Below are 20929 nucleotides of genomic sequence, written 5' to 3'. Positions count from 1 at the left end.
CCAGCTTGATATTCCATCGATGACGTGGTCGATCACCTGGCGAACGTTGATCACGCGGTTGTCGATCAGCACCCGGCGCGCAAGAACCCATGCTCCCTATTGATAATTACTGGTAAAGCCCAATAATTCGATCCTGGTAAAGACTGGTAATCGCGCCCCGAGCGCACTAGTTCAGCGCGTCGTACCTGACCACGGACCGCCGCGGATCCTCGGCCTCCACGAGCGCCGCGAATCTACCTGCAGCCAGCGCGCTAACAGCCGCGTCGAGCGCAACCAAATAGTGGTCGAACGGCGCGGCCAGGTTCAGCTCGATCTCACGGCGGCCCGCATCCATGGTCGGATCGCCGATTCACCGCAGTCCTCGACCGAATCCGGATCCAAACCAACATAGAGCGCTACGGCTGCCCAGAGCTCTGCGTGGGCATGCTTGTTCCACCGATCTCGTGTGGCTCCATCCGCCGCCTGCAACGTGTCCCATGGCTCGGGCGTCTGGACATCGCCCAGTCCGGACAATCCGCGGTTCGAATCCAAGCTCATAGATCTACCTGTCGCGGTGACCGGATCACGGTGCACGCAGCTTAGTGATCACTACGGCAACGGAAACGGCAGCGGCAACGAGAATTTGAGCAGCCAGATTGTGAGCATGCGCTCACTCCCTCTAAACGCACCGAAAATGTTGGTAGTCCGTATTGGACTTGAACCAATGACCAAAGGATTATGAGTCCTCAACTTTTAGGGTTTGCCCTCGTTTCGCAGTGTTGAATGCCGCATAACAAATCCTTGTAAATCAACGACTTACAAAATCCGTCTTGCTGGCTCCGTTGATCCCGATTCGCCATAATTCCGGAAAAGTGGCTACATGGTGGCTACATGAAACGAGCCTGGGGACCAAAGGATGGTGCGTCCTTTAAAGACTGCGGCGGTGGATTTGGCCGACGCGCAAGACCTGACGGCGGGCCTGATCGACCGCCTGCAATGCCCGCCGGGCAAGGCCCAGGCCTTCCTGCGCGACCGCAAGGCGCCCACCCTGCGCGTGCGCGTCACGGCTGCCGGCGCCAAGTCCTTTGTGTTCGAAGCCAAGCTCGGACGGCAGACCATCCGCCGCACCATCGGCGATGTGCGTACGTGGACCATCGAAGCCGCACGGGCCGAAGCCAACCGGCAGCGCGTGCTGATCGACAAGGGCACCGACCCACGCGAAGTGGAGCGCCAGCGCGAAGAAGCCCGCCGCGCCGAGGCCGCCCAAGCGGCCCTGCAGGCCCGCACCGTCGGTGAGGCTTGGGGCGAGTACGTCGAGGCTCGTCGCTCGCGCTGGGGCGACTATCACTATCGCGACCACATCGCCAAGGCCAAGGCCGGCGGCGAGACGGCGCAGCGCGGCACCCGGGGCCGGGGCGAAACCATCGGCGGCCCGCTCTATCCGTTGATGTCCTATCGGCTGGCCGATCTGACGCCCGCCGTGTTGAGCGAATGGGCAGAGCGGGAGACCCTCACCCGCCCCACCGCCACGCGGTTGTCATGGCGGCTGCTGCGCGGCTTCCTGAACTGGTGTGCGGAGCATCCGGACTATGCGAGCGTCCTGCCCCCGCAGAACCCAGCCAAGGCCAAGACCGTACGGGAGGCGCTCGGCAAGGCCAAGGTCAAGCAGGATGCCTTGCTGAAGGAACAGCTTCCAGCCTGGTTTGCCGCCGTACGGCAAATGCCCAATGCGACGGCGTCGGCCTATCTGCAAACCCTGCTGCTGGTCGGCGCCCGGCCCGGTGAGTGGCTGGCCCTGCGCTGGGAAGACCTGAACCTGAAGGGGAAGGGTGTGCGCATCCGCGACAAGGTCGAGGGCGAACGCGAAATCCCGCTCACCCCGTACGTAACGTACGTACTGACCTCGCTCCCCCGTACGAACGAGTGGGTTTTCGCCAGCCCCTCGTACGTACGGGATATGCAGGCCAAGGCCATGAGCCTGCCCCACAAGCAACACGACCGCGCCTGTACGGTGGCGGGCATCGACGGGCTGACGCTGCACGGCCTGCGCCGGTCGTTCAAGTCGCTGACCGAATGGCTCGAAATCCCGGCCGGCGTTGTCGCCCAGATCATGGGCCATAAGCCCAGCGCGACAGCGGAGAAGCACTACACCGTACGGCCGCTGGACTTACTGCGCATGCACCATGAGCGCATCGAGGCTTGGATACTCGAACAGGCCGGGGTAGCGGTTGCGGCGGCACCCGCCGCCGTACCGTTGCGCGCCGTCGGTTGAGCGCGGCTGGTACGTACGGGACGGCTTGACGGGGCGCCGGGGGCGGCGGCGCGGCCCTCAACGTTTGCTCACCATGTTGGTCAAAAGGTCGTTTTTTGACTAATATTCTGAACAAATGAACACCCCTCAAGACAGCTCCATCGTGTTGGAGCGCCAACTGCTGTTCCAACTCGGCGACCGGCTCAAACGCCTTCGCAAAGCGCAAGGCCTGGGCACCGTCGAGATGGCGCAGCGCGTGGGCATCTCGCGCACCACGTTGAGCGCCGTGGAGTCTGGCGACCCCGGGCCATCCATGGGCACCTACCTGCGCGTCATGTCGGCGCTGGGTGTCGGCGCCGACCTGGCGCTGCTGGCCAGCGACGTGATGCAACCCGCCACCCCGGGCTCGGCCGCCGCCCAATCGCGCCGCGCGCGGCCCGCCGTTCAAGTGCTGGTGTCGGCCGACGCCTCGCGGCACCAGGCCCAGGACCTGCAAAGCCTGGCCCTGCATACCGAGGCCGTGCGCTTGGTCCGTGCCAATCCTGCCTTGCTCCAACAGGCCCAGGACACGCTCGAACGCTGGCTCGGTGCCGGCAATTCCCGCTCCGCTGGCCTGTGGAAGGAATGGCAGGAGATTCTTCGTGAGGGCAAGTGGCGCAAGGCGCTGGGTCGCACGCGGCGGGCGCAGGAACTGCGTCAGGCCTCGCCCCTGCCCACCGTGCTGCCCGAGCAAGTACGGCAAGACGTACTGGCGCAAGTCAGTGGGCTCAAAAAGGGTGTCGTGCTGGGCGACGACATCACGCCATGAACCGCGAAGACCTCGAACACATCATCCGCGCCTGCAGCGACATCACGGACCAGTACGAGTTCATCATCGTCGGCAGCCAATCCATCCTGGGGCCGATCCCGAACCCGCCCGAGATGTTCACCATGTCTGCCGAGGCCGACATCTACCCGCTCAACGCCCCGGAGCTGGCAGACCAGATCGATGCGGCCATTGGCGAGGGCTCGCAGTTCCATGAGACCTACGGCTATTACGCCCAGGGCGTGGGTCCGGAAACGGCGACCCTCCCGGCGGGATGGCTACAGCGCGTCTATCGCGTCCAGAGCGCAGCCACCAACGACCGTGTGGGCTACTGCCTAGCCGTCGTCGATCTCTTCATGTCGAAGGCTGCAGCCGACCGGGACAAGGATCGGGAATTCAACATGGGGCTGCTCAAGCATGGCTTTGTCAGCGCAACCGAAGCGTTGGCACTGGTACCGTCGATGCCGCTGGACGATGCCGAGAAGCGCAGGCTTGGCGCACGCATCCGCCGATGGGTGAAGACCTTGCGGGATGCAGGGCACGAGATGCCGAACCCCTGACCAAGGGGCGATCAGCCGCGACGGCTAAGTGACGCCCATGCTGTTGGCGCCGACCGAAAACTGAGCTCAAAGTTCGGTCGGCGCCAACAGTCCATGGTGTCTGAGTGACAGCCAATGGCACGACTTGAAAAGGGCAATGTGATCGTCGTTGTTGGCGATCCACTGATCCAAATCGTTTGGCACGAGTAGCACCGCGAGGTAACGGGGCACGACCACCTCATCGCCACGAAGGTCATCGTAATTCTTGACCTTCAGCGGAAACTTGATGACGTCACCGGCAATGAGGTCCTGCGACGAGCACTTGAGTTGGACCTGGATCATCGGGCTACGCCTTCTGCCCGGACCGACGTCTCCCTTCGCCTGAAACGTTATGTCGATGCTGTCGTCGTCAACGCGGAACTCGCCGCGATTCAAACCAGCGTGCGCCGCGAGAGCACATACGTAGGCGTACTGGAACTCTTCCTTTTGCTTCTGCGGGTCCATTTTTCTGATACCCCCTCTCCCGAGGAGCCGATGTTACCCACGCGCGAACAGCGCTCATTGCCTGCCGCGCCACTTCGGAAATCATCCGCAAAAGACAATTGCCCAGCTGATACGGGATACCGGACCGCGCTGCCAGAGAGCCCCCGCCCCCGGGAATGCGCACCAAGCCTCCAATGTTGTCCGGTCGAGAAAGCAACACGTCCAAACTGGCTACATGGTGGCTACATGACCACCAAATAGAGTTTAGGAAAAACGCCCCATCGCGCTACAACCCCGATGGATATTGGTAGGCCGTATTGGACTTGAACCAATGACCAAAGGATTATGAGTCCTCTGCTCTGACCAACTGAGCTAACGGCCCCCGGAGGGAAGGGGCGGATTCTAGACAGCTCAGCGCTGGCTCAGCGCCTGACCCACCATGCGCGACGTGATGTCGACTATCTGGATCATGCGGTCGTAGGCCATGCGCGTGGGGCCGATGACGCCCAGCGTGCCGACGACCTGGCCGTCGACCTCGTACGGCGCCGACACGATGGACAGCTCCTCGTACGGTACGACCTGGCTCTCGCCGCCGATGTAAATGCGCACGCCCTCGGCGCGGCTGGACGTGTCCAGCAGGCGCATCAGCTGCGTTTTCTGCTCGAAGAGGTCGAACAGCCGGCGCAGCGAACCCATGTCGTGGCTGAAGTCCTGCACAGTCAGCAGGTTGCGCTCGCCAGAGACGATGACGCGCTCGTCCTGCTGCTCCATCGCCTCGGTGCCCACGTCCACCGCAGCGCTCATCAGCTGGCCGATCTCGCCGCGCAGCGCGTCGACCTCATTGCGCAGGCGCTCGCGCACGGCCTCCAGCGTGAGGCCCGAGTAACCGGCGTTGAGGCGGTTGCTAGCCTCGGCCAGTTCACCCTGGCTGAGATCCTGCGCGGTGAAGATGACGCGGTTCTGCACGTCGCCGTCGGGCGAGACGAGGATGACCAGCACGCGGCGCTCGCCCAGCCGCAGGAACTCGATGTGGTGGAAGACGCTGGGCTTCTTGGGCGACGTGACGACGCCGACGAAGCTCGACAGGTTGGACAGCATCTGCGCCGCGCTGGCGATGACGCGCTGCGGCTGGTCGGGTTGCAGCTGCGCGGTCTCGACGGCGATGAGGCTGGGCTGTGCTGTCAGCATCGTGTCGACGAAGAGGCGGTAGCCGCGCGGCGTCGGTACGCGGCCGGCGCTGGTGTGCGGGCTGGCGATCAAGCCCAGCTCCTCCAGGTCGGCCATCACGTTGCGGATGGTGGCCGCGCTGAGCTCCAGGCCCGAAGCCTTGGACAGCGTGCGCGAGCCGACCGGCTGCCCGTCCGCGATATAGCGTTCGACCAGGGTTTTCAGCAGAGTTTTGGAGCGCTCGTCGAGCATTTCCCCATTCTAAGAACCGGGCGCAGCGTCCCAGGGCGGGCGAAACCCCTGTGGTGTAATTTGACGCATGGCCGAGCGCTTCAGACATGTCGCCATAGTGGGCAAGCATCAGGCGCCTGGCATCCGGCCGGTGCTGGAGGAAATCGCTCAATTTTTATGCAGCAGCGGGCTTGAAGTCTCGCTGGAAGCAGACACAGCACTGAACACCGGCCTGACAGGCTACGAGGCCTTGTCCAACGAGCAGCTCGGCAGGCAGTGCGACCTCGCCGTCGTCGTCGGTGGCGATGGCACGATGCTGGGTTTCGCGCGCGAGATGGCGCATTACGGCGTGCCGCTGCTGGGCATCAACCAGGGGCGCCTCGGCTTCATCACCGACATCCCGACCGAACGCTGGCGCGAGTCGCTGGCGCCCGTGCTGGCCGGCGACTACGAGATGGAGTCGCGTGCGATGCTGGAAGGGGCCGTGCTGCGTGACGGCGAGTCCATCTACTCGGCGCTGGCGCTGAACGACGTGGTCGTCAGCCGCGGCGCGACGGCGGGCATGGTGGAGCTGAAGGTGTCGGTCGGCGACCAGTTCGTCGCCAACATGCGCGCGGACGGCCTTATCGTCGCGTCGCCCACGGGCTCCACGGCCTACTCGCTGTCGGCCGGCGGCCCGTTGCTGCACCCAAGCATCGGCGGCTGGCTGATGGTGCCAATCGCGCCGCACACGCTGTCCAACCGGCCTATCGTGCTGCCGGACGTCGGCGAGGTGCGCATGGAGATCGTCGCGGGCCGCGATGCCTCCGTGAACTTCGACATGCAGAGCCTCGCCAGTTTGCTGCACGGCGACACCATCACCGTGCGCCGCAGCAAGCACCAGGTCAAGTTCGTTCACCCCCAGGGCTGGAGCTACTACGCGACGCTGCGTCGCAAGCTCCGCTGGTATTTATGAAGCCCGTCGTCCAACGCGTAAGTTGGCTGATCCCCCGAGGGGACCGTGATGCCCTCGGCATTCGGCCGCTCGCGCATCGCCTGCGGGCCGGCCGGGGAGCGGCCCGGCGCCCGACCCGCAGCATCTTTGATTTATGTCACCCTGCGCAGTAGCTGACTGAAATGCTCCGCCACCTCTCCTTGAAGGACTTCGTCATCGTTCCCGCGCTGGAGCTGGACTTCGAGCCCGGCTTCGCCGTGCTGACCGGCGAGACCGGCGCCGGCAAGTCCATCCTCATCGATGCGCTGCAGCTGGCGCTGGGCGGCCGCGGTGACGCGGGCGTCGTGCGCGAGGGTGCGGCCAAGGCCGAGATCAGCGCCGAGTTCGACACGCCGCCGCACCTGCGCGGCTGGCTGGATGACGCCGGCTTCGACAGCGAGGACGCGCTGCTGCTGCGCCGCGTCATCGATGCCGCCGGCAAGAGCCGCGCGTGGATCAACGGCGGCTCGGCCACGCTGACGCAGTTGCGCGAGCTGGCCGACCACCTGCTGGACATCCACGGCCAGCACGCATGGCAAGGCCTGACCCGGCCGGCCTCCGTCCGCGAGCTGCTGGACGGCTTCGCCGGGCTGGACACGGCCCCCGTCGCCCGCGCCCACGCCACCTGGAAGCAGGCGCTGGAAGCACTGCAGAAGGCGCAGGGGCTCCAGGCCGAGGCACAGCGCGAGCGCGAGCGGCTCGCCTGGCAAATCGGCGAGCTGGACAGCCTGTCGCCCGCCGACGGCGAATGGGACGAGCTGAATGCCGAGCACCAGCGCCTGTCGCACGGCCAGTCGCTGATCGACGCGGCTCAGTCGGCGCTGGACGCGCTGGACGAAGCCGAGCCCAGCGCGCAGTCACTCGCCGCCGGCGCGCTGGACCAACTGGAACGAGTCCTGGACCACGACGCCCGCCTGCTGCCCGCCGTGCAGGCGCTGCGCGACGTGCAGGCCCAACTGGCCGATGCCAGCCACACGCTGTCGGCCTACCTGCACAAGGCCGACCTCGACCCGGCCCGGATGGCCGAGCTGGACGAGCGCGTGTCCGCCTGGCTGACGCTGGCCCGGCGCTATCGCCGCCAGCCTCAGGAACTGCCTGCGCTGCTGGCGCAGTGGCGTGCCGAGCTGGCGCAGCTGGACGCGGCGAGCGACCCGGCCCAGCTGGAAGCCGCGCTCGCCGCCGCGCGCAAGGCTTTCGATGTCGAGGCCAAGACCGTGACGCGAGCCCGCGAGGACGCCGCGCCGCGGCTGGCCGCTGCCGTCACTGCGGCCATGCAGCAGCTGGGCATGGCCGGCGGCCAGTTCGACATCGCGCTGCAGCTCAGCGACGGGCCGCAAAGCTATGGCCTGGAGTCGGCCGAATTCCTCGTCGCGGGCCACGCCGGCAGCACGCCGCGGCCGCTGGCCAAGGTGGCCTCGGGCGGCGAGCTGTCGCGCATCGCGCTGGCGATTGCCGTGACGACCAGCCAGAACGCATCCGACAACGCGCCAGGCACGCTGATCTTCGACGAGATCGACGTGGGCATCGGCGGCGCAGTGGCCGAGACGGTGGGTAAGCTGATGAAGCAGCTCGGGCGCGAGCGTCAGGTGCTGGCCGTCACTCACCTGCCGCAGGTGGCCGCCTGCGCCGACCGTCATCTGGTCGTCGCCAAGCGCCTGCAGGACGGCACGACCGCCAGCCGAGTGAGCCCGGTGGCCGGCGAGGAGCGCGTCGCCGAGATCGCCCGCATGCTGGGCGGCGAGCGGCTGTCGTCCACGAGCCTGGCGCATGCCGAAGAGATGCTGGCGGCCTCGGCCAGGACGCGCAAGGCGAAGTCATGAGCAACATCGAGCAGGAGCTGCAGGGCGACGTGGTGCTGCTGACCGGCATGTCGGGTGGCGGCAAATCAGTAGCCATGCATGCGCTGGAGGACGCCGGCTACTTCTGCGTGGACAACCTGCCCGCCGAGCTGCTGCTGGACTTCCTGAAGCTGGAGCAGCAGCGCGGCGAGCGCCGCGTGGCGATCGCGGTGGACGTGCGCTCTGCCGGCTCGCTGCCGCTGATGCTGCCGCTGCTGAAGGAGCTGCGCGCCCGGGGCGTGCCGGTGCGGTCGATCTTCCTGGACGCCAGCAACGAGGCGCTGCTGCGCCGCTTCTCCGAGACCCGCCGACCGCACCCGCTGCGCCAGGACCGCGACACCGGCTTCGGCGGCTTCGACGGCGACAGCACCGCGGAGGAAAGTCATCGGCTGCTGCTGGACGCCATCCAGCTGGAGCGCGAGCTGCTGGGCGGGCTGAAGGCCGAATCCACCGTCATCGACACCAGCCAGCTGCGCGCGGCGCAGTTGCGCGCCTGGCTGGGCGATCTGGTGGGGCCGAACGCCAGCACCAAGCTGACGCTCGTCTTCGAGAGCTTCGCGTTCAAGCACGGCGTGCCCAGCGACGCGGACTTCGTCTTCGACGTGCGCGTGCTGCCCAACCCCTACTACGACCGCGAGCTGCGGCCCTTTACCGGCCGTGACGCACCGGTGGCGGCCTACCTGGCCGCGCAGCCGGAAGTCGGCATGATGATGGGCCAGATCGCCGGCTTCCTGTCGCGCTGGCTGCCCGCCTTCGCGGCGGACCAGCGCAGCTACCTGACCGTCGCCATCGGCTGCACCGGTGGTCAGCACCGCTCGGTCTACCTCGTCGAGATGCTGGCGCGTCAATTCAGCCACCATGGCCACGTGCTGAAGCGCCACCGCGAGCTGGACGCCCGCTGAACGCGGCGAAGCGGCTCAGCGCCGCGGCCGGCGCGCGGGCGGCGGCTTCGTCCACGAGGCCAGATTGCTCTCCACCTCGCGCGCCGTCGCGTCGCTGATGCTTGGATTGCGCAGATGCAGCGTGCGGCGCTCGCGCAGCCGGGCCCGTTCGATCGCTGCACCATGGAAGCGCCACAGGTGGGCGTCGAAGCTCCCGTCCGCCTTCATCAGCTGCAGCCCCTCTTCCACACGCCGCGCGAGCGCCTCCTGGCTGGGCGCGAAGTAGTAGTAATAAGGGTAGGGATAGACCAGCAACAGCCCGGGCTCGATGGCCAACCTCGGCATGAGACGGTGCCGTGCATCGAACTCGTCGAACACCTCGCCGACACCGCGCGGAAACAGGTCGAAGCGGCCGGCCAGCAGCATACGGAACAGGTTCTCATAGCCGGACACCGTGAAGACCTGCAGGCTGCTCGCGCGGAACACCTCCACATCCGGCCAGCCCAGCCCCTGCCCCAACGTGAACCGCCGCAGCCCCTGCAGGTCGGTCACCTGCGCCAGCTCCGGCAGGCGTCGTTCGTCGACCAGCGAGATCCGCATGCCCAGCAGCCCGCGCCGGACATCGAACAGCACGGGTCGTGCCCGCGAGCGGCGCTCCTGGGACGGCGTGGCCCAGGTGACGTGCAAAACACCGCGGTCCGCATCGAGCTCGACGAACTGACGCAACTCGGTCAGCACCTCGTCCGACGGCTGCAGGCGCACGGGCCCGTACTGCGCCTCGGTGCGACGCAGCGCGGCGTCCAGCAGACTGATCAGGTCCTGCGAGCGGGTATCCAGTGGCGACTGGCGAGCCGGGTAGCGGATGACGGGCACGTCATCCGCATGCACCGTGCCGACACCCGCCAGTCCGGCCAGGCCGAGCTTCAGGCATTGGCGGCGCGTGGCTGCAGCCAGCAGCGGCGGGTGTGGGCTCATGGAGGTTGGGCAGGCCTTCTTGCTTCGCAACGGCGCGGGCGGCCGAGTGTGTCACGCAAGACGCGTCGGCAAGTTGCACGGCAGCCGGACGGGTTGCGGGCCGGTGTGCAATTTCACGATGTCGACGCCGGCAATCGGCCCGCCCGGCCTGCGCGCAAGCCCGCTGCAAAACCCGCGGACACCGGACTCGGCAGAATCGCAGCCTCGCGCGGGCCCCGCCCGCGCCTGTGACGAACCTTGTCGGCCCCGGCAGCATGCGCGACCTGCCCGGCGCCGACCCAGAACGGAGTTGGGGCATGAGCCTTCGAAGTGCTAACAAGACCGCGCGTTGGAGGCTGTTGCTGCCGGCCGTGCTGCTCGCCGCGGCGAGCCTGAGCGCCCACGCGCGACGCAGTGACCCTGCCGAGGCAGCCGATGCGCCAGCAGCCGAGCAGCTGAAGCTGCCGGTGAACGCCAAGCACGTGGTCGTCGTCGATGACGCGACGGGCCGCGTTCTGATGTCGCGCGATGCCGATGCCGTCGTACCCATCGCATCGCTGACCAAGCTGCTAACGGCCATGGTCGTGCTGGATGCGAAGCTGGACCCGACGGAGAAACTGCGCATCACCGACGACGATGTCGACACGCTCAAACACAGCAAGTCGCGCGTGCGCGTGGGCACGCAGATGTCGCGCCAGTCGGCGCTGGAGATGGCGCTGATGGAGTCGGAGAACCGCGCCGCGTCGGCGCTGGCGCGCACATTCCCCGGCGGTGAATCGGCCTTCGTGAAGGCCGTCAAGGCCAAGCTGAAGGCGCTGGGGCTGAGCCGCACGTCCATCTCGGAGCCCACTGGCCTGTCGCCCGCCAACACGTCCACCGCCAGCGAGATGGCGGCCATCACGGCCGCGGCGGCGCGCTATCCGGAGATCGAGCGCATCACCAGCTCGAAGAAGGCCAAGGTGCCCGTGGACGGGCGCCCACGCGAGCTGCACAACACCAACCGCCTCGTCGGCGCCAAGGGCTGGAACATCCGCGTGTCGAAGACGGGCTACACCGAGGAGGCCGGCCGCTGCCTGGCCATGCGCATCCTGAACGGCAAGCGGCCCATCACCGTCGTGCTGCTGGATGCGGACGGCTCGGCGCAGCGGCTGCGCGATGCGGCGCTGATCCGCAAGTCGCTGGCACGCCAGGCCTCCTGACGCGGCGCAGCCGTCAGCGCTCGACGACGTCGGTCTCCGCCAGCAGCAAGGCCAGCAGCACGGCCGAGCCGATGGGCATGAAGACGACGACGGCGACAAGCCACGGCCAAAACGCACGTCCGGTGCTCCGCACCAGCTGCATCATGAAGACGCAGTGCATCGCGCCAGCCACCAGCAACCCCAGGGCCAGCAGGATCAGCTTGCCCGCGGGCGGTTCGGCGGCCTGCGCGCTGCTGACGAACTGCCACAGGCACAGCCCCAGCGCCAGCAGGGTGATGACCGCGTACTCGAAAGCACTCTTGATGTGGGCCTGCATGTTTCAACCTTCCTCGATCATCTTCTTCAGCGGCGCGGGCAGCGCGTAACGCGCCAGCTGCTCCCGCGCGACCCAGACGCCCGCGGGCGCTTCGGCGCCTGGCGCGTCGGCGCGCAGCGTGTGCAACACCCAGTCGAAATGCGTCAGCGCATGCTCGATGCGCGGTAGCGTTTCCAGCGCAGCACCTGGCGCCGCTGCACGGGCACCGGCTTCGTCGTCGAACATCGGCAGCGTCCACAGCCCCGCCCACACACCCGTCGCCGGACGCTGCTGCAGCAGCACCTCGCCGCCGCGCTCCACCCACAGCCACCAGTTCTCGCGTCGGCCGCGCTTGAGCTTCCTGGTCTTGACGGGGAAGCGCGCCGGGTCGCCCTGCTGCTGGCCGCGGCACATGGGCTGCACGGGGCACAACAGGCAGTTGGGCGAGCGCGCCGTGCAGATGCCGGAGCCCAGGTCCATCAGGCCCTGCGTGTAGCGGTCCACATGCTGCTGCGGCAGCAGGGCGGTGGCGTGGTCCCACACCCGCTTCTCCGCAGCGCTGCTGGCGAGGTCGCCGTCGAAAGCCAGCACGCGCGACAGCACGCGCTTGACGTTGCCGTCCAGGATGGCGACACGCTCCCCGAAGCAGAACGCCGCGATCGCCGCCGCCGTCGAGCGGCCGATGCCCGGCAGCATCTGTAGGCCGGCCGCTGTGCGCGGGAACTCGCCGCCGTGCTGCTCTGCAACCGTGCGGGCGCAGGCGTGCAGGTTGCGTGCGCGGCTGTAGTAGCCCAGGCCGGCCCATTGCGCCAGCACCTCGTCCAGCGTCGCTGCGGCCAGGTCGGTCACGCGCGGCCAGCGGGCCAGGAAACGCTCGTAATAGCCCAGTACGGTACTGACCTGGGTCTGCTGAAGCATGATTTCCGACAGCCAGACGCGGTAGGGGTCGCGCGTGTTCTGCCAAGGCAGCGTGTTCCGGCCGTGCTGGCGCTGCCAGGCGACGACGGTCTGGCCGAAGTCCTCGAGACCGGCGGTCAACGCTTCTGGCATGACGGGCAGAAGAATGTGGATCGCTGGCCCTGCACGATGCGCCGGATGGGCGTGCCGCAACGCCGGCAGGGCTCGCCCTCGCGGCCATAGACCTGGGCCTGCATCTGGAAGCTGCCAGCCACGCCGTGGGCGTCGCGGAAGTCGCGCAGCGTCGTGCCGCCGGCCTGCAGCGCCTGGCCCAGCACCGTGCGCACGGCCGTTGCCAGCTTGTCGGCGCGCGGCCGGCTCAGCTTGCCGGCTGGCAGGCGCGGGTCGATGCCGGCCATGAACAGCGCCTCGCAGGCGTAGATGTTTCCGGCGCCGACGACGATGTCACCGGCCAGCAGCGCCTGCTTGATCGCCACGCGCCGGCCGCTGAGCGCCGCATGCAGATGCAGGCCATCAAAGCGTTCGTCGAAAGGCTCCAGCCCCAGGCCGCCCAGCAGCGTCGCCACCGGCTCGGCCTCCAGCGCGGCGGCCCACACGACGGCGCCGAAGCGGCGCGGGTCGGTCAGCCGCAGCAGACCACGGTCGGTGTGCAGGTCGAAGTGGTCATGAGCGCCGGCAGCGGGCGTGGCGTCGAGAAAGGCCAGCGACCCCGACATGCCCAGGTGCATCAGCAGTCCACCGGCCCCTTCCAGCGGAAGCCACAAATATTTACCCCGCCTTTGCACGCTGCCGACGCGCGTGCCGAGCAGCGTTTCGGGGTCCACGCCGAGCGGCCAGCGCAGCGGTTTACCCAGACGCAGGCCGGTCACCCGGGCCCCCTGGATGGCGCCGGCAAAGCTGCGGCGCGTGACTTCGACTTCGGGTAACTCGGGCATGGGCGGAAATCATAATCAGCGCCTGCTGTTGGAGTCCCGATGCCCCTTCCCCACCGTCATGCGCTGGGTCGCGCGGTTGCCGCCGCCGTCCTGCTGACCGCCCTGCATGCCCATGCCGAAGACGCTGCGCCGGCCGCCCCTGCCGAGCCGCCGACGCGCTCGGCGATGGACGCTCCTCTGTTCTATCAACTGCTGATTGGCGAGCTAGAGCTGAGCAACGGCCAGGCCGGCGTCGCCTTCCAGGTGCTGCTGGACGCCGCCCAGCGCACCGGAGACGAGGCTCTGTTCAAGCGCGTCGTCAACATCGCGCTGCAGGCCCGCGCCGGCGACCAGGCGCTGCAGGCCGCGCGGGCCTGGGGCGACACGGTGCCTGCCTCGGCCGAGGCGCACCAGACGGTCGTGCAACTGCTGGCCCTGCTGAACAAACCGGCCGAGGTGCCCAAGCCGCTGACGACACTGCTGCGCGTGTCGCCAGCCGCGCAGCGCCCCGGCCTGATCGCCGCGCTGCCGCGGCTGTTCCAGCGGGCGTCCGACCCGAAGGCGGTGCTGGCGGCCCTCGGGCCGGTCCTGAAGGCGCAGACCGGAGACACCAAGGCCGCCGCCCTCTTTGCCGAAGCCCGGCTGGCCATGGCCGCCGGCGACAACAACCGGGCGCTGACCGCCATCCGCCAGCTGGACGCCGCGCTGCCCGACGGCGACGACGCGATGCAGATCGCGCTGGACCTGATGCCCACGGAGCCCCGCGCCGAGGCTCTCGTCACCGAGCGGCTGCAGCGCAAGCCGGACCAGCATGCGCTGCGCCAGGCCTATGCCCGCGCGCTCGTGAAGGCGCAGCGCCCGGGCGACGCGATGCGCGAGTTCCGCGCGCTGACCGAGGCGACGCCGGACAACCCGGCCGTCTGGCTCGCGCTCGGCGCACTGGAGCTGGAGCTCAAGCAGCTGCCCGCTGCCGAGGCCGCATTGCGCGAGGGCCTGAAACGCCTGGACGTGCCCGCCGCGGGTACCGACGCCGAGATCAAGGCCCGCGCCGACGGCCGCCAGAGCGCCTGGCTGCTGCTGTCGCAGGCTGCCGAGCAACGCGGCGACCTGAAGGCCGCCGAGGCGGCGCTACAGAACGTCGATGGCGCAGGGCTGGACGTGCGCTACCGCCGCGCCAGCCTGCTGGCCCGCCAGGGCAAGCTCGCGGAGGGCCGCAAGCTTCTGCAGCCGGCCGCCGACGCCAGTGACGCCGATGCGCGCGCCTCGCTGCTGGCCGGCGCACAGCTGCTGCGCGAGCAGCAGGACTACGTGGGCGCCTTCGAAGCGCTGAAGGCCGCGGCCGAGCGCTTCCCGGACGACCCGGACCTCGTCTACGAGCAGGCCATGATGAGCGAGAAGCTGGGCCGCTTCGACGAGATGGAAGCGCTGCTGCGCCGCGTCATCCAGGCGAAGCCCGACCACCATCACGCCTACAACGCGCTGGGCTATTCGCTGGCCGAACGCAACGTGCGGTTGGCCGAAGCCAAGCAGCTCATTGAGTTCGCGCTGAAGCTGGCGCCCGGCGAGCCCTTCATCGTCGACAGCCTGGGCTGGGTGGAGTTCCGCCTAGGCAACCTACCGGAGGCCACGCGGCTGCTGAAGCAGGCGCACGCGGGGCGCCCCGACGCTGAGATCGCTGCGCACCTCGGCGAGGTGCTGTGGGCCAGCGGCGAGCAGGACGAGGCGCGGCGCGTGTTCGCCGAAGCCGCGCGCCGAGACCCGGGCAATGAAGCCCTGCGCGAGGCACTGGAACGACTGAAGGTGAAGCTGTGAGGCTGGCGGCCATCCTTCTCGCGCTGGCACTGGCCGGCTGCGCACAACTGCCCAAGGCGACTGTTGACGCCGGTGAGGCCCGCCTTAGTGGCCGGCTCAGCGTGACCGTGGCCGGCGACGTGCACCGCCGTGGAACCGGAGGCGCGGCCAGCTTCGAGCTGTTCGGCAACGCCGACGCCGGCCGCCTTGAGCTGACCTCGCCGCTGGGCGCGCTGGTGGCCCGGGCCCACTGGCAGGCCGGCGAGGCCACGCTGGAGACTCCCGGCGAGCAGCGCCGCTTCGACAACCTCGATGCGCTGACCCGCGAGATGCTGGGCGAGACCGTGCCGGTCGCGGCGCTGTTCGACTGGCTGCGGGCGCGGCCCTGGCCCGCGGCCCCGCACCACAAGACGGAAACCGGCTTCGAGCAGCTCGGCTGGCGCATCGAACCGCGGCTGCCCAGCCTCGTCGCCACGCGCGTGACCGAGCCTACCGTGACGCTGCGCGCCAAGCTGGACGAAGGCTCGTGAAGGCGCTGTACGACCTGGCCGCACCGGCCAAGCTCAATCTGTTCCTGCACGTCGTCGGCAAGCGGCCGGACGGCTACCACCTGCTGCAGTCGCTCTTCGTACTGATCGACTGGGCCGACACGCTTCACGTCGAGATGCGCAGTGACGGCCAACTGCACCGGCACGACGTGCACGGCGGCCACGACCTGCCAGCGGACGACCTCTGCCTGCGCGCCGCGCGGCTGCTGCAGCAGGAGACCGGCTGCACGCTCGGCGTCGACATCCACCTCGACAAGCGCCTGCCGGCGGGCGCCGGCATGGGCGGCGGCTCGTCCGACGCGGCGACCACGCTGCTCGGGCTGAACCGCCTGTGGGACCTGCGCCTGCCGCTGCAGCGGTTGCTGGACCTGGGGCTCAAACTGGGCGCCGATGTGCCGTTCTTCCTCGGCGGCGGCCCGGCCTTCGTCGAGGGCATCGGCGAGATCCTGCACCCGCTGCGCCTGCCCGCGCAGCGCTTCGCGGTCATCAAGGGCCCGGCCGGTCTGGCGACCAAGGAGATCTTTTCGAGCAATCTCTTGGCAAGGTCCGAAAACTTGGCTATAGTCGCGGGCTTTCCCGCCCTAGCAGGAACTGCAGAAAAACTTGTCGCAGGCTTTGGTCGCAATGACCTCCAGCCGGCAGCCGAGGAGATCAGCGGTGAAGTGCGAGACGCGGTTGCGCTGTTGTCGAGTCAATTCGGCAACGCCCGGATGACGGGCTCGGGCGCGGCGGTGTTCTCGGTACTCGGCGAGGACGGGAGAGATGGCAAGGACGACCAGTCCCTGGCGACATTGCTTCAGGCGCAACCTGAAGGGTGGACCGGTCGAATTTGCCGCAGTTTGGCGCAACACCCGCTCGCGGGCTGGGCCGACTGACAAGGTTTCAAGGGTTCGGCCGCCAGGCCGGGTCCTGTGTAGGGGAGTCGCCAAGTTGGTTAAGGCATCGGATTTTGATTCCGACATGCGAGGGTTCGAGTCCTTCCTCCCCTGCCAAATTCTTTTGATACTTCGCTGAACCGGCCTTTGCTTCAGCGGGCCACTGACACCACACCAGAGGCCCCCAGTGCTGCTCAACACGGTTCTCTTCACCGGCAACGCGAACCCGGTCCTCTCCCAGGAAATTGCCACCCATCTCGGTCTCGAGCTGGGCAAGGCCGTCGTCGGCCGTTTCTCCGACGGCGAGGTGACCGTCGAGATCCAGCAGAACGTCCGCGCCCGTGATGTCTTCGTCGTGCAGCCCACCTGTGCGCCGACGAATGAGAACCTGATGGAGCTGCTGATCATGGCCGACGCGCTCAAGCGCGCCAGCGCCCGCCGTATCACGGCCGTCATTCCCTATTACGGCTACGCCCGCCAGGACCGCCGTCCGCGCTCCACCCGCGTGCCCATCTCCGCCAAGGTCGTCGCGAACTGCCTGGAGACCGTGGGTGTCGAGCGGGTGCTGACGATGGACCTGCACGCCGACCAGATCCAGGGCTTCTTCGACATCCCGGTCGACAACATCTACGCGTCGCCCGTGCTGCTGTCAGACCTGAAGAGCCGCAACTACAGCGACCTGGTGGTCGTTTCACCCGACGTCGGCGGCGTGGTGCGCGCCCGCGCGTTGGCCAAGCAACTGGGCTGCGACCTGGCCATCATCGACAAGCGCCGCCCTGCCGCCAACGTCTCCGAGGTGATGCATGTCATCGGTGACATCGACGGCCGTAACTGCGTCATCATGGACGACATGATCGACACGGCCGGCACGCTGGTGAAGGCGGCCGAGGTGCTGAAGGCCCGCGGCGCCAAGAGCGTGTTCGCCTATTGCACCCACCCCATCCTGTCGGGTCCGGCCATCGAGCGCATCTCGGGCTCGCAGCTGGACGAAGTCGTCATCACCAACACCATCCCGCTGACGGACGCCGCCAAGGCCTGCCGCAAGATCCGCCAGCTGTCGGTGGCCTTCCTGTTTGCGGAGACCATCCGCCGCATCTCTGACGGCGAGTCGGTCACCAGCCTCTTCTCGGAACAGAACAACAACTTCTGATCCGGGTTTCGTCGCGGCCCTGAAACAGGCCGCTTTTCAACACGGCGCCTGGTCGCGGGTGCCGTTTCTCTTTTTGGAGAAGACCATGAAGTTTGTCGCCTTTGAGCGCAAGTTGCAGGGGACCGGAGCGAGCCGCCGCCTGCGTGTGGCCGGCAAGGTGCCCGGTATCGTCTATGGCGCCGGCGAGCCGCAGCTGATCGAGCTCGATCACAACGCGCTGTACCACGCCCTGAAAAAGGAAGCCTTCCACAGCTCGCTGCTGGACATGGAGCTGAACGGCGCCACCACGCAAGTGCTGCTGCGCGACTTCCAGATGCACCCGTACAAGCCGCAAGTGCTGCACTGCGACTTCCAGCGCGTGGACGCCACCACCAAGATCACGAAGAAGGTGCCGCTGCACTTCGTCGGTGAAGAGAACTCCGTGGCCGTCAAGACCGACAAGAACACGGTCAACCACGTCATCACCGAGCTGGAAATCACCTGCCTGGCCCAACAGCTGCCCGAGTTCATCGAGGTGGACCTGTCCGGCCTGACCGCCGGCCACTCGCTGCACGTCAACGACGTGAAGCTGCCCGCCGGCATCAAGGTCGTCACGCACGGCAAGCCGAACCCCGTCGTCGCGACGCCGATCGCACCGGTGGCTGAAGAGATCGTCGTGGCCGCCGCTCCGGCCGCCGACGAAAAGAAGGGCAAGAAGGGCAAGAAGTAATTTTTGCCTGGCTTCCCGCAAGGACGAAGGGCTCCCGACGGGAGCCCTTTTTTCATGCGTGATGCCGTTCCATGCCCGGCACGCAAAGCGGGTTCAGACGACGTTTACGCCGAGTGCAGAGACGAGTGCGGCGGCCTGCTCGGCGGAGATCGTGGCACCCTTGAAGTGCTGCAGCAGGTCGCCGACCTGCAGCGCCCCCAACCTGGCGCGACGAAGGTCTGCGCCGGCGAACTTCGCGTGCTTCAGGCTGGCGTTCGAGAGGTCGCAATCGACCAGGACCGCCTCGGTGAAGTCGCACCCCGACAGATCCGCTGCCGTCAAGTTCAGCCCCTCCAGCGTCTGCTTGCGGAATGACAGCCCTCGCAAATCCGCGCTAACCAGCAGCGACGCCTGCAGGCGCAAGCCCAGCGTACGGGCCTCGGTGAAGCGCGCGCCGGTGAGCTTGACCTCGGTGAACCCCACGCCTGCAAGCTTGGCGCGGCACCAGCTGGTGTTGTTCAGGTCGCCGTGGTCGAACCGGGCATCACTGAGGTCGGCGAAGTCGAAGCTCGCACCACCGCAGCGGCAGCGTCGCCAGAGCGAACCGTCCAGTGCCGCACGATCCAGCTGCGCACCGATGAAGCTACAACCGACGAACTCGACGCCCTGCAGCGCCAGCCGGCCCAGGTCCTCGCCATCGAACACGCAGCGCTCGAAGCGACGGCGTGACGCGTGCTCGGACAGCAGCGCCTCAAGCGCATCGCGGTCGAGCGATTGATCGGACGTGACCTGCACGTCGTCGGGAGCAAGGAGAGGCATCGGCACCGGTGGAAACAAGGGCCCGCGACTCTAGACCCGCGACGCTGTCCGCAGTGCCATGTCCGAGCGGAAGTGCCAGGGCTTTGACGCCCGCATTGACGGACCGCCCACGGATGTGAACAAAGAGCCGGATGCCAGCGGGGCCTTCTGCCGCGGCGCTGGTTCTACCGCCGGCATCCATTCCGGAAGCCGCGCGGATCGCCCGCGTGTTCGCTAACCGCGACTACTGCGGCGGCAACCGGCCGCCGAGGTTCTTCAGCAGAAGCGTGGCCGCGACGAGCTGGCGGCTGCGGGCGCTGAGCAGATTGGACTCGGACGACAGCAGCGAGGTTTGCGCCGCGCCGACGTTCAGGTAGCTGACGGTACCGGCGCGGTACTGAGCCAGCACGATGTCGAGGTTGCGGCGGGCGGCGTCCAGCGCGTCGTTCTGCAGCGCCAGTGAAGCGCCGGACTCGGCGAACGCGACGAGGTTGTCCTCGACCTCCTGGAACGCCGTCAGCACCGCCTGGCGGTAGTTGGCCGTCGCAACATCGGCCGACGCGCGAGCCTGCGCCGACGCGAGCTTGCGCTGGCCGCCATCGAAGAGGGGCTGCGCGACGGCGGCGCCCAGGCTCCACAGCAGGTTGGGCGCGGACACGAGGTGGGACCACGACGCACCCTTGTAGCCGGCGCTGGCAGACAGTTCCACCGAAGGGAAGAAAGCCGCGTCGGCGATGCCAATCTGCGCATAGGCCGCGACCTGGCGGGCGCGGGCGGCGACGATGTCCGGACGCTGCGCCAGCAGCGTGGACGGCACGAGCGCCGGCACCGGCGGCAAATCCGGCAAGCTGGCGCCGGCCGGCAGCTGAAACTGGCCGGGCAGCCTGCCCAGCTGAACGGCAATGGCGTGCTCCAGCTGCGCGCGCGTGGATCGCGAGTCGGCCAGCTGGGATTGCACGCTGCGCAACTGCGTGCGGGCCTGCAGCACGTCGCTCTGCGCGACGACGCCGCTGGCGAAGCGCGCCTGCGTCACGTCCAGAACCTTCTGGTTGGCGGCCTCGGTGCGCTGCAGCAGCGCCTGCTGCGCCTCGGCCGTGCGCAGCGCCAGGTAGTTTTGCGTCAGCGTGGACTGGGCCGACAGCTGCAGCGCGGCCAGGTCGGCCTGGCTCGCCTGGTAGCTCGCGCCGGCGGCCTTGATGCCTTCGGACAGCCGCCCCCACAGGTCAACCTCCCAGGCCGCGTTGGCAGTCAGCGAGTTGCTGGTGGACAGCGTGCGCTGGCCGGCGCCGTTCTCGGCCGTGGCCGAGCGCGTCGTACCGGCGCCGAGGGACAGCGTCGGGAAGATCGCCGTGCCGCTGGCCTGCAGCACGGCCCGCGCGGACTGCACCTGGGCCAGCGATGCGGCGAGGTTCTGGTTGCCGACGATGAGGTCGGCCTGCAGGCCATCCAGCACCGGGTCGTGGAACACCGTCCACCAGGCCTCGGGCACGGCCATCTCGGCGGGTGCGCGCTGCCAGTCGGCCGAGCCCCTGAAGGCAGCGGGCGGGGCGGGCTCGGCGGGGGGCTTCTGCGCGGTCACGGCGCAGCCGGCGAGCACGAAGGCCGACAGCAGGGCCAGCGTCAACGGAGCGAATGCGGTCTTGGGCATGGTG

At 68.0% G+C, this 20929-nt stretch carries 21 protein-coding genes and 2 tRNA genes; 13 read left to right on the top strand and 10 right to left on the bottom strand.

The features are described from left to right. Positions 1-166: 166 nt before the first annotated feature. Positions 167-334, bottom strand: coding sequence for a hypothetical protein (locus tag LXT13_RS21950; RefSeq protein ID WP_233374449.1), 168 nt, complete (start codon positions 332-334; stop codon positions 167-169). A gap of 588 nt (positions 335-922) precedes the next feature. Between LXT13_RS21950 and LXT13_RS21945 the strand changes: the two genes are divergently transcribed. From LXT13_RS21945 to LXT13_RS21935, 3 genes are all read left to right on the top strand, one after another. After that, positions 923-2251 carry a tyrosine-type recombinase/integrase gene (locus tag LXT13_RS21945; protein ID WP_419964701.1) on the top strand — a complete coding sequence of 443 codons (1329 nt, stop codon included), beginning with the start codon at positions 923-925 and terminating at the stop codon, positions 2249-2251. A gap of 115 nt (positions 2252-2366) precedes the next feature. Next, positions 2367-3038 (top strand): helix-turn-helix transcriptional regulator, encoded by a 672-nt coding sequence (locus tag LXT13_RS21940; protein ID WP_233374447.1) that lies wholly within the window; start codon positions 2367-2369, stop codon positions 3036-3038. After that, positions 3035-3595 carry a DUF6036 family nucleotidyltransferase gene (locus LXT13_RS21935; RefSeq protein WP_233374446.1) on the top strand — a complete coding sequence of 187 codons (561 nt, stop codon included), beginning with the start codon at positions 3035-3037 and terminating at the stop codon, positions 3593-3595. Before LXT13_RS21940 ends, LXT13_RS21935 begins: the two co-directional genes overlap by 4 nt. Before the next feature lie 66 nt (positions 3596-3661). Here LXT13_RS21935 and LXT13_RS21930 read toward each other — a convergent pair whose 3' ends face one another. From LXT13_RS21930 to hrcA, 3 genes are all read right to left on the bottom strand, one after another. Next, positions 3662-4078: a DUF4365 domain-containing protein gene (locus tag LXT13_RS21930; protein WP_233374445.1), complete on the bottom strand. Its 417-nt coding sequence runs from the start codon at positions 4076-4078 to the stop codon at positions 3662-3664. A 284-nt stretch (positions 4079-4362) separates the two neighbouring features. Then, positions 4363-4439 (bottom strand) — tRNA-Ile (locus tag LXT13_RS21925). 29 nt (positions 4440-4468) lie between these two features. Next, the gene (gene hrcA / locus LXT13_RS21920; protein ID WP_233374444.1) at positions 4469-5476 is read right to left on the bottom strand and encodes a heat-inducible transcriptional repressor HrcA; all 1008 of its coding nucleotides are present in this window, start codon (positions 5474-5476) and stop codon (positions 4469-4471) included. 67 nt (positions 5477-5543) lie between these two features. On the opposite strand from hrcA, the gene LXT13_RS21915 reads away from it, so the two are divergent. From LXT13_RS21915 to rapZ, 3 genes are all read left to right on the top strand, one after another. Continuing rightward, positions 5544-6410, top strand: a complete 867-nt coding sequence (locus tag LXT13_RS21915) for an NAD kinase (RefSeq protein ID WP_233374443.1) — start codon at positions 5544-5546, stop codon at positions 6408-6410. Positions 6411-6571: 161 nt separating this feature from the next. Beyond that, the gene (gene recN, locus LXT13_RS21910; protein WP_233374442.1) at positions 6572-8248 is read left to right on the top strand and encodes a DNA repair protein RecN; all 1677 of its coding nucleotides are present in this window, start codon (positions 6572-6574) and stop codon (positions 8246-8248) included. Next, the gene (gene rapZ / locus LXT13_RS21905; protein WP_419964700.1) at positions 8245-9168 is read left to right on the top strand and encodes an RNase adapter RapZ; all 924 of its coding nucleotides are present in this window, start codon (positions 8245-8247) and stop codon (positions 9166-9168) included. Before recN ends, rapZ begins: the two co-directional genes overlap by 4 nt. A gap of 15 nt (positions 9169-9183) precedes the next feature. Here rapZ and LXT13_RS21900 read toward each other — a convergent pair whose 3' ends face one another. Continuing rightward, positions 9184-10122, bottom strand: coding sequence for a hypothetical protein (locus LXT13_RS21900; RefSeq protein WP_233374441.1), 939 nt, complete (start codon positions 10120-10122; stop codon positions 9184-9186). A 296-nt stretch (positions 10123-10418) separates the two neighbouring features. Between LXT13_RS21900 and LXT13_RS21895 the strand changes: the two genes are divergently transcribed. Beyond that, positions 10419-11300: a serine hydrolase gene (locus LXT13_RS21895; RefSeq protein WP_233374440.1), complete on the top strand. Its 882-nt coding sequence runs from the start codon at positions 10419-10421 to the stop codon at positions 11298-11300. Positions 11301-11313: 13 nt separating this feature from the next. Here LXT13_RS21895 and LXT13_RS21890 read toward each other — a convergent pair whose 3' ends face one another. From LXT13_RS21890 to mutM, 3 genes are read right to left on the bottom strand one after another with little or no spacing between them, the layout of a single operon-like run. Then, a complete protein-coding gene (locus LXT13_RS21890) occupies positions 11314-11616 on the bottom strand; it encodes a hypothetical protein (protein ID WP_233374439.1) in 303 nt (100 codons plus the stop codon). 3 nt (positions 11617-11619) lie between these two features. After that, positions 11620-12645 (bottom strand): A/G-specific adenine glycosylase, encoded by a 1026-nt coding sequence (mutY, locus tag LXT13_RS21885; protein ID WP_233374438.1) that lies wholly within the window; start codon positions 12643-12645, stop codon positions 11620-11622. Beyond that, positions 12630-13448, bottom strand: coding sequence for a bifunctional DNA-formamidopyrimidine glycosylase/DNA-(apurinic or apyrimidinic site) lyase (gene mutM / locus LXT13_RS21880; RefSeq protein ID WP_233374437.1), 819 nt, complete (start codon positions 13446-13448; stop codon positions 12630-12632). The genes mutY and mutM overlap by 16 nt, the downstream gene beginning before the upstream one ends. Before the next feature lie 39 nt (positions 13449-13487). Between mutM and LXT13_RS21875 the strand changes: the two genes are divergently transcribed. From LXT13_RS21875 to LXT13_RS21850, 6 genes are all read left to right on the top strand, one after another. After that, entirely contained in the window at positions 13488-15239 is a 1752-nt protein-coding gene (locus tag LXT13_RS21875; protein ID WP_233374436.1) for a tetratricopeptide repeat protein, read from the top strand. Beyond that, the gene (locus LXT13_RS21870; RefSeq protein WP_233374435.1) at positions 15236-15748 is read left to right on the top strand and encodes an outer membrane lipoprotein LolB; all 513 of its coding nucleotides are present in this window, start codon (positions 15236-15238) and stop codon (positions 15746-15748) included. Before LXT13_RS21875 ends, LXT13_RS21870 begins: the two co-directional genes overlap by 4 nt. Then, positions 15745-16641, top strand: coding sequence for a 4-(cytidine 5'-diphospho)-2-C-methyl-D-erythritol kinase (gene ispE, locus LXT13_RS21865; RefSeq protein WP_233374434.1), 897 nt, complete (start codon positions 15745-15747; stop codon positions 16639-16641). Before LXT13_RS21870 ends, ispE begins: the two co-directional genes overlap by 4 nt. Before the next feature lie 40 nt (positions 16642-16681). After that, a tRNA-Gln gene (locus tag LXT13_RS21860) sits at positions 16682-16758 on the top strand. Positions 16759-16828: 70 nt separating this feature from the next. Then, on the top strand, positions 16829-17791 hold the full coding sequence (locus LXT13_RS21855) for a ribose-phosphate pyrophosphokinase (protein ID WP_349254855.1): 963 nt from the start codon (positions 16829-16831) through the stop codon (positions 17789-17791). Between the two features lie 85 nt (positions 17792-17876). Beyond that, positions 17877-18500 (top strand): 50S ribosomal protein L25/general stress protein Ctc, encoded by a 624-nt coding sequence (locus LXT13_RS21850; protein WP_233374433.1) that lies wholly within the window; start codon positions 17877-17879, stop codon positions 18498-18500. 93 nt (positions 18501-18593) lie between these two features. Here LXT13_RS21850 and LXT13_RS21845 read toward each other — a convergent pair whose 3' ends face one another. Both LXT13_RS21845 and LXT13_RS21840 read right to left on the bottom strand, forming a co-directional pair. Next, positions 18594-19298, bottom strand: coding sequence for a pentapeptide repeat-containing protein (locus LXT13_RS21845; RefSeq protein ID WP_233374432.1), 705 nt, complete (start codon positions 19296-19298; stop codon positions 18594-18596). Between the two features lie 223 nt (positions 19299-19521). After that, the gene (locus LXT13_RS21840; RefSeq protein ID WP_233374431.1) at positions 19522-20925 is read right to left on the bottom strand and encodes an efflux transporter outer membrane subunit; all 1404 of its coding nucleotides are present in this window, start codon (positions 20923-20925) and stop codon (positions 19522-19524) included. Positions 20926-20929: the final 4 nt, after the last annotated feature.

Origin of the sequence: Pelomonas cellulosilytica (assembly GCF_021353265.1) — a bacterium.
GTDB lineage: Bacteria > Pseudomonadota > Gammaproteobacteria > Burkholderiales > Burkholderiaceae_C > Pelomonas > Pelomonas cellulosilytica.
Note: the sequence above shows the minus strand (reverse complement) of the source record. Positions and strands in the feature narration are given on the sequence as shown.

Bases quoted from the DNA above. Each gene is read 5' to 3' on its own strand.
- LXT13_RS21950 (WP_233374449.1), bottom strand. From the start codon at position 334: ATGGATGCGGGCCGCCGTGAGATCGAGCTGAACCTGGCCGCGCCGTTC.
- LXT13_RS21940 (WP_233374447.1), top strand. From the start codon at position 2,367: ATGAACACCCCTCAAGACAGCTCCATCGTGTTGGAGCGCCAACTGCTG.
- LXT13_RS21935 (WP_233374446.1), top strand. From the start codon at position 3,035: ATGAACCGCGAAGACCTCGAACACATCATCCGCGCCTGCAGCGACATC.
- LXT13_RS21930 (WP_233374445.1), bottom strand. From the start codon at position 4,078: ATGGACCCGCAGAAGCAAAAGGAAGAGTTCCAGTACGCCTACGTATGT.
- hrcA (WP_233374444.1), bottom strand. From the start codon at position 5,476: ATGCTCGACGAGCGCTCCAAAACTCTGCTGAAAACCCTGGTCGAACGC.
- LXT13_RS21915 (WP_233374443.1), top strand. From the start codon at position 5,544: ATGGCCGAGCGCTTCAGACATGTCGCCATAGTGGGCAAGCATCAGGCG.
- recN (WP_233374442.1), top strand. From the start codon at position 6,572: ATGCTCCGCCACCTCTCCTTGAAGGACTTCGTCATCGTTCCCGCGCTG.
- rapZ (WP_419964700.1), top strand. From the start codon at position 8,245: ATGAGCAACATCGAGCAGGAGCTGCAGGGCGACGTGGTGCTGCTGACC.
- LXT13_RS21900 (WP_233374441.1), bottom strand. From the start codon at position 10,122: ATGAGCCCACACCCGCCGCTGCTGGCTGCAGCCACGCGCCGCCAATGC.
- LXT13_RS21895 (WP_233374440.1), top strand. From the start codon at position 10,419: ATGAGCCTTCGAAGTGCTAACAAGACCGCGCGTTGGAGGCTGTTGCTG.
- LXT13_RS21890 (WP_233374439.1), bottom strand. From the start codon at position 11,616: ATGCAGGCCCACATCAAGAGTGCTTTCGAGTACGCGGTCATCACCCTG.
- mutY (WP_233374438.1), bottom strand. From the start codon at position 12,645: ATGCCAGAAGCGTTGACCGCCGGTCTCGAGGACTTCGGCCAGACCGTC.
- mutM (WP_233374437.1), bottom strand. From the start codon at position 13,448: ATGCCCGAGTTACCCGAAGTCGAAGTCACGCGCCGCAGCTTTGCCGGC.
- LXT13_RS21875 (WP_233374436.1), top strand. From the start codon at position 13,488: ATGCCCCTTCCCCACCGTCATGCGCTGGGTCGCGCGGTTGCCGCCGCC.
- LXT13_RS21850 (WP_233374433.1), top strand. From the start codon at position 17,877: ATGAAGTTTGTCGCCTTTGAGCGCAAGTTGCAGGGGACCGGAGCGAGC.
- LXT13_RS21845 (WP_233374432.1), bottom strand. From the start codon at position 19,298: ATGCCTCTCCTTGCTCCCGACGACGTGCAGGTCACGTCCGATCAATCG.
- LXT13_RS21840 (WP_233374431.1), bottom strand. From the start codon at position 20,925: ATGCCCAAGACCGCATTCGCTCCGTTGACGCTGGCCCTGCTGTCGGCC.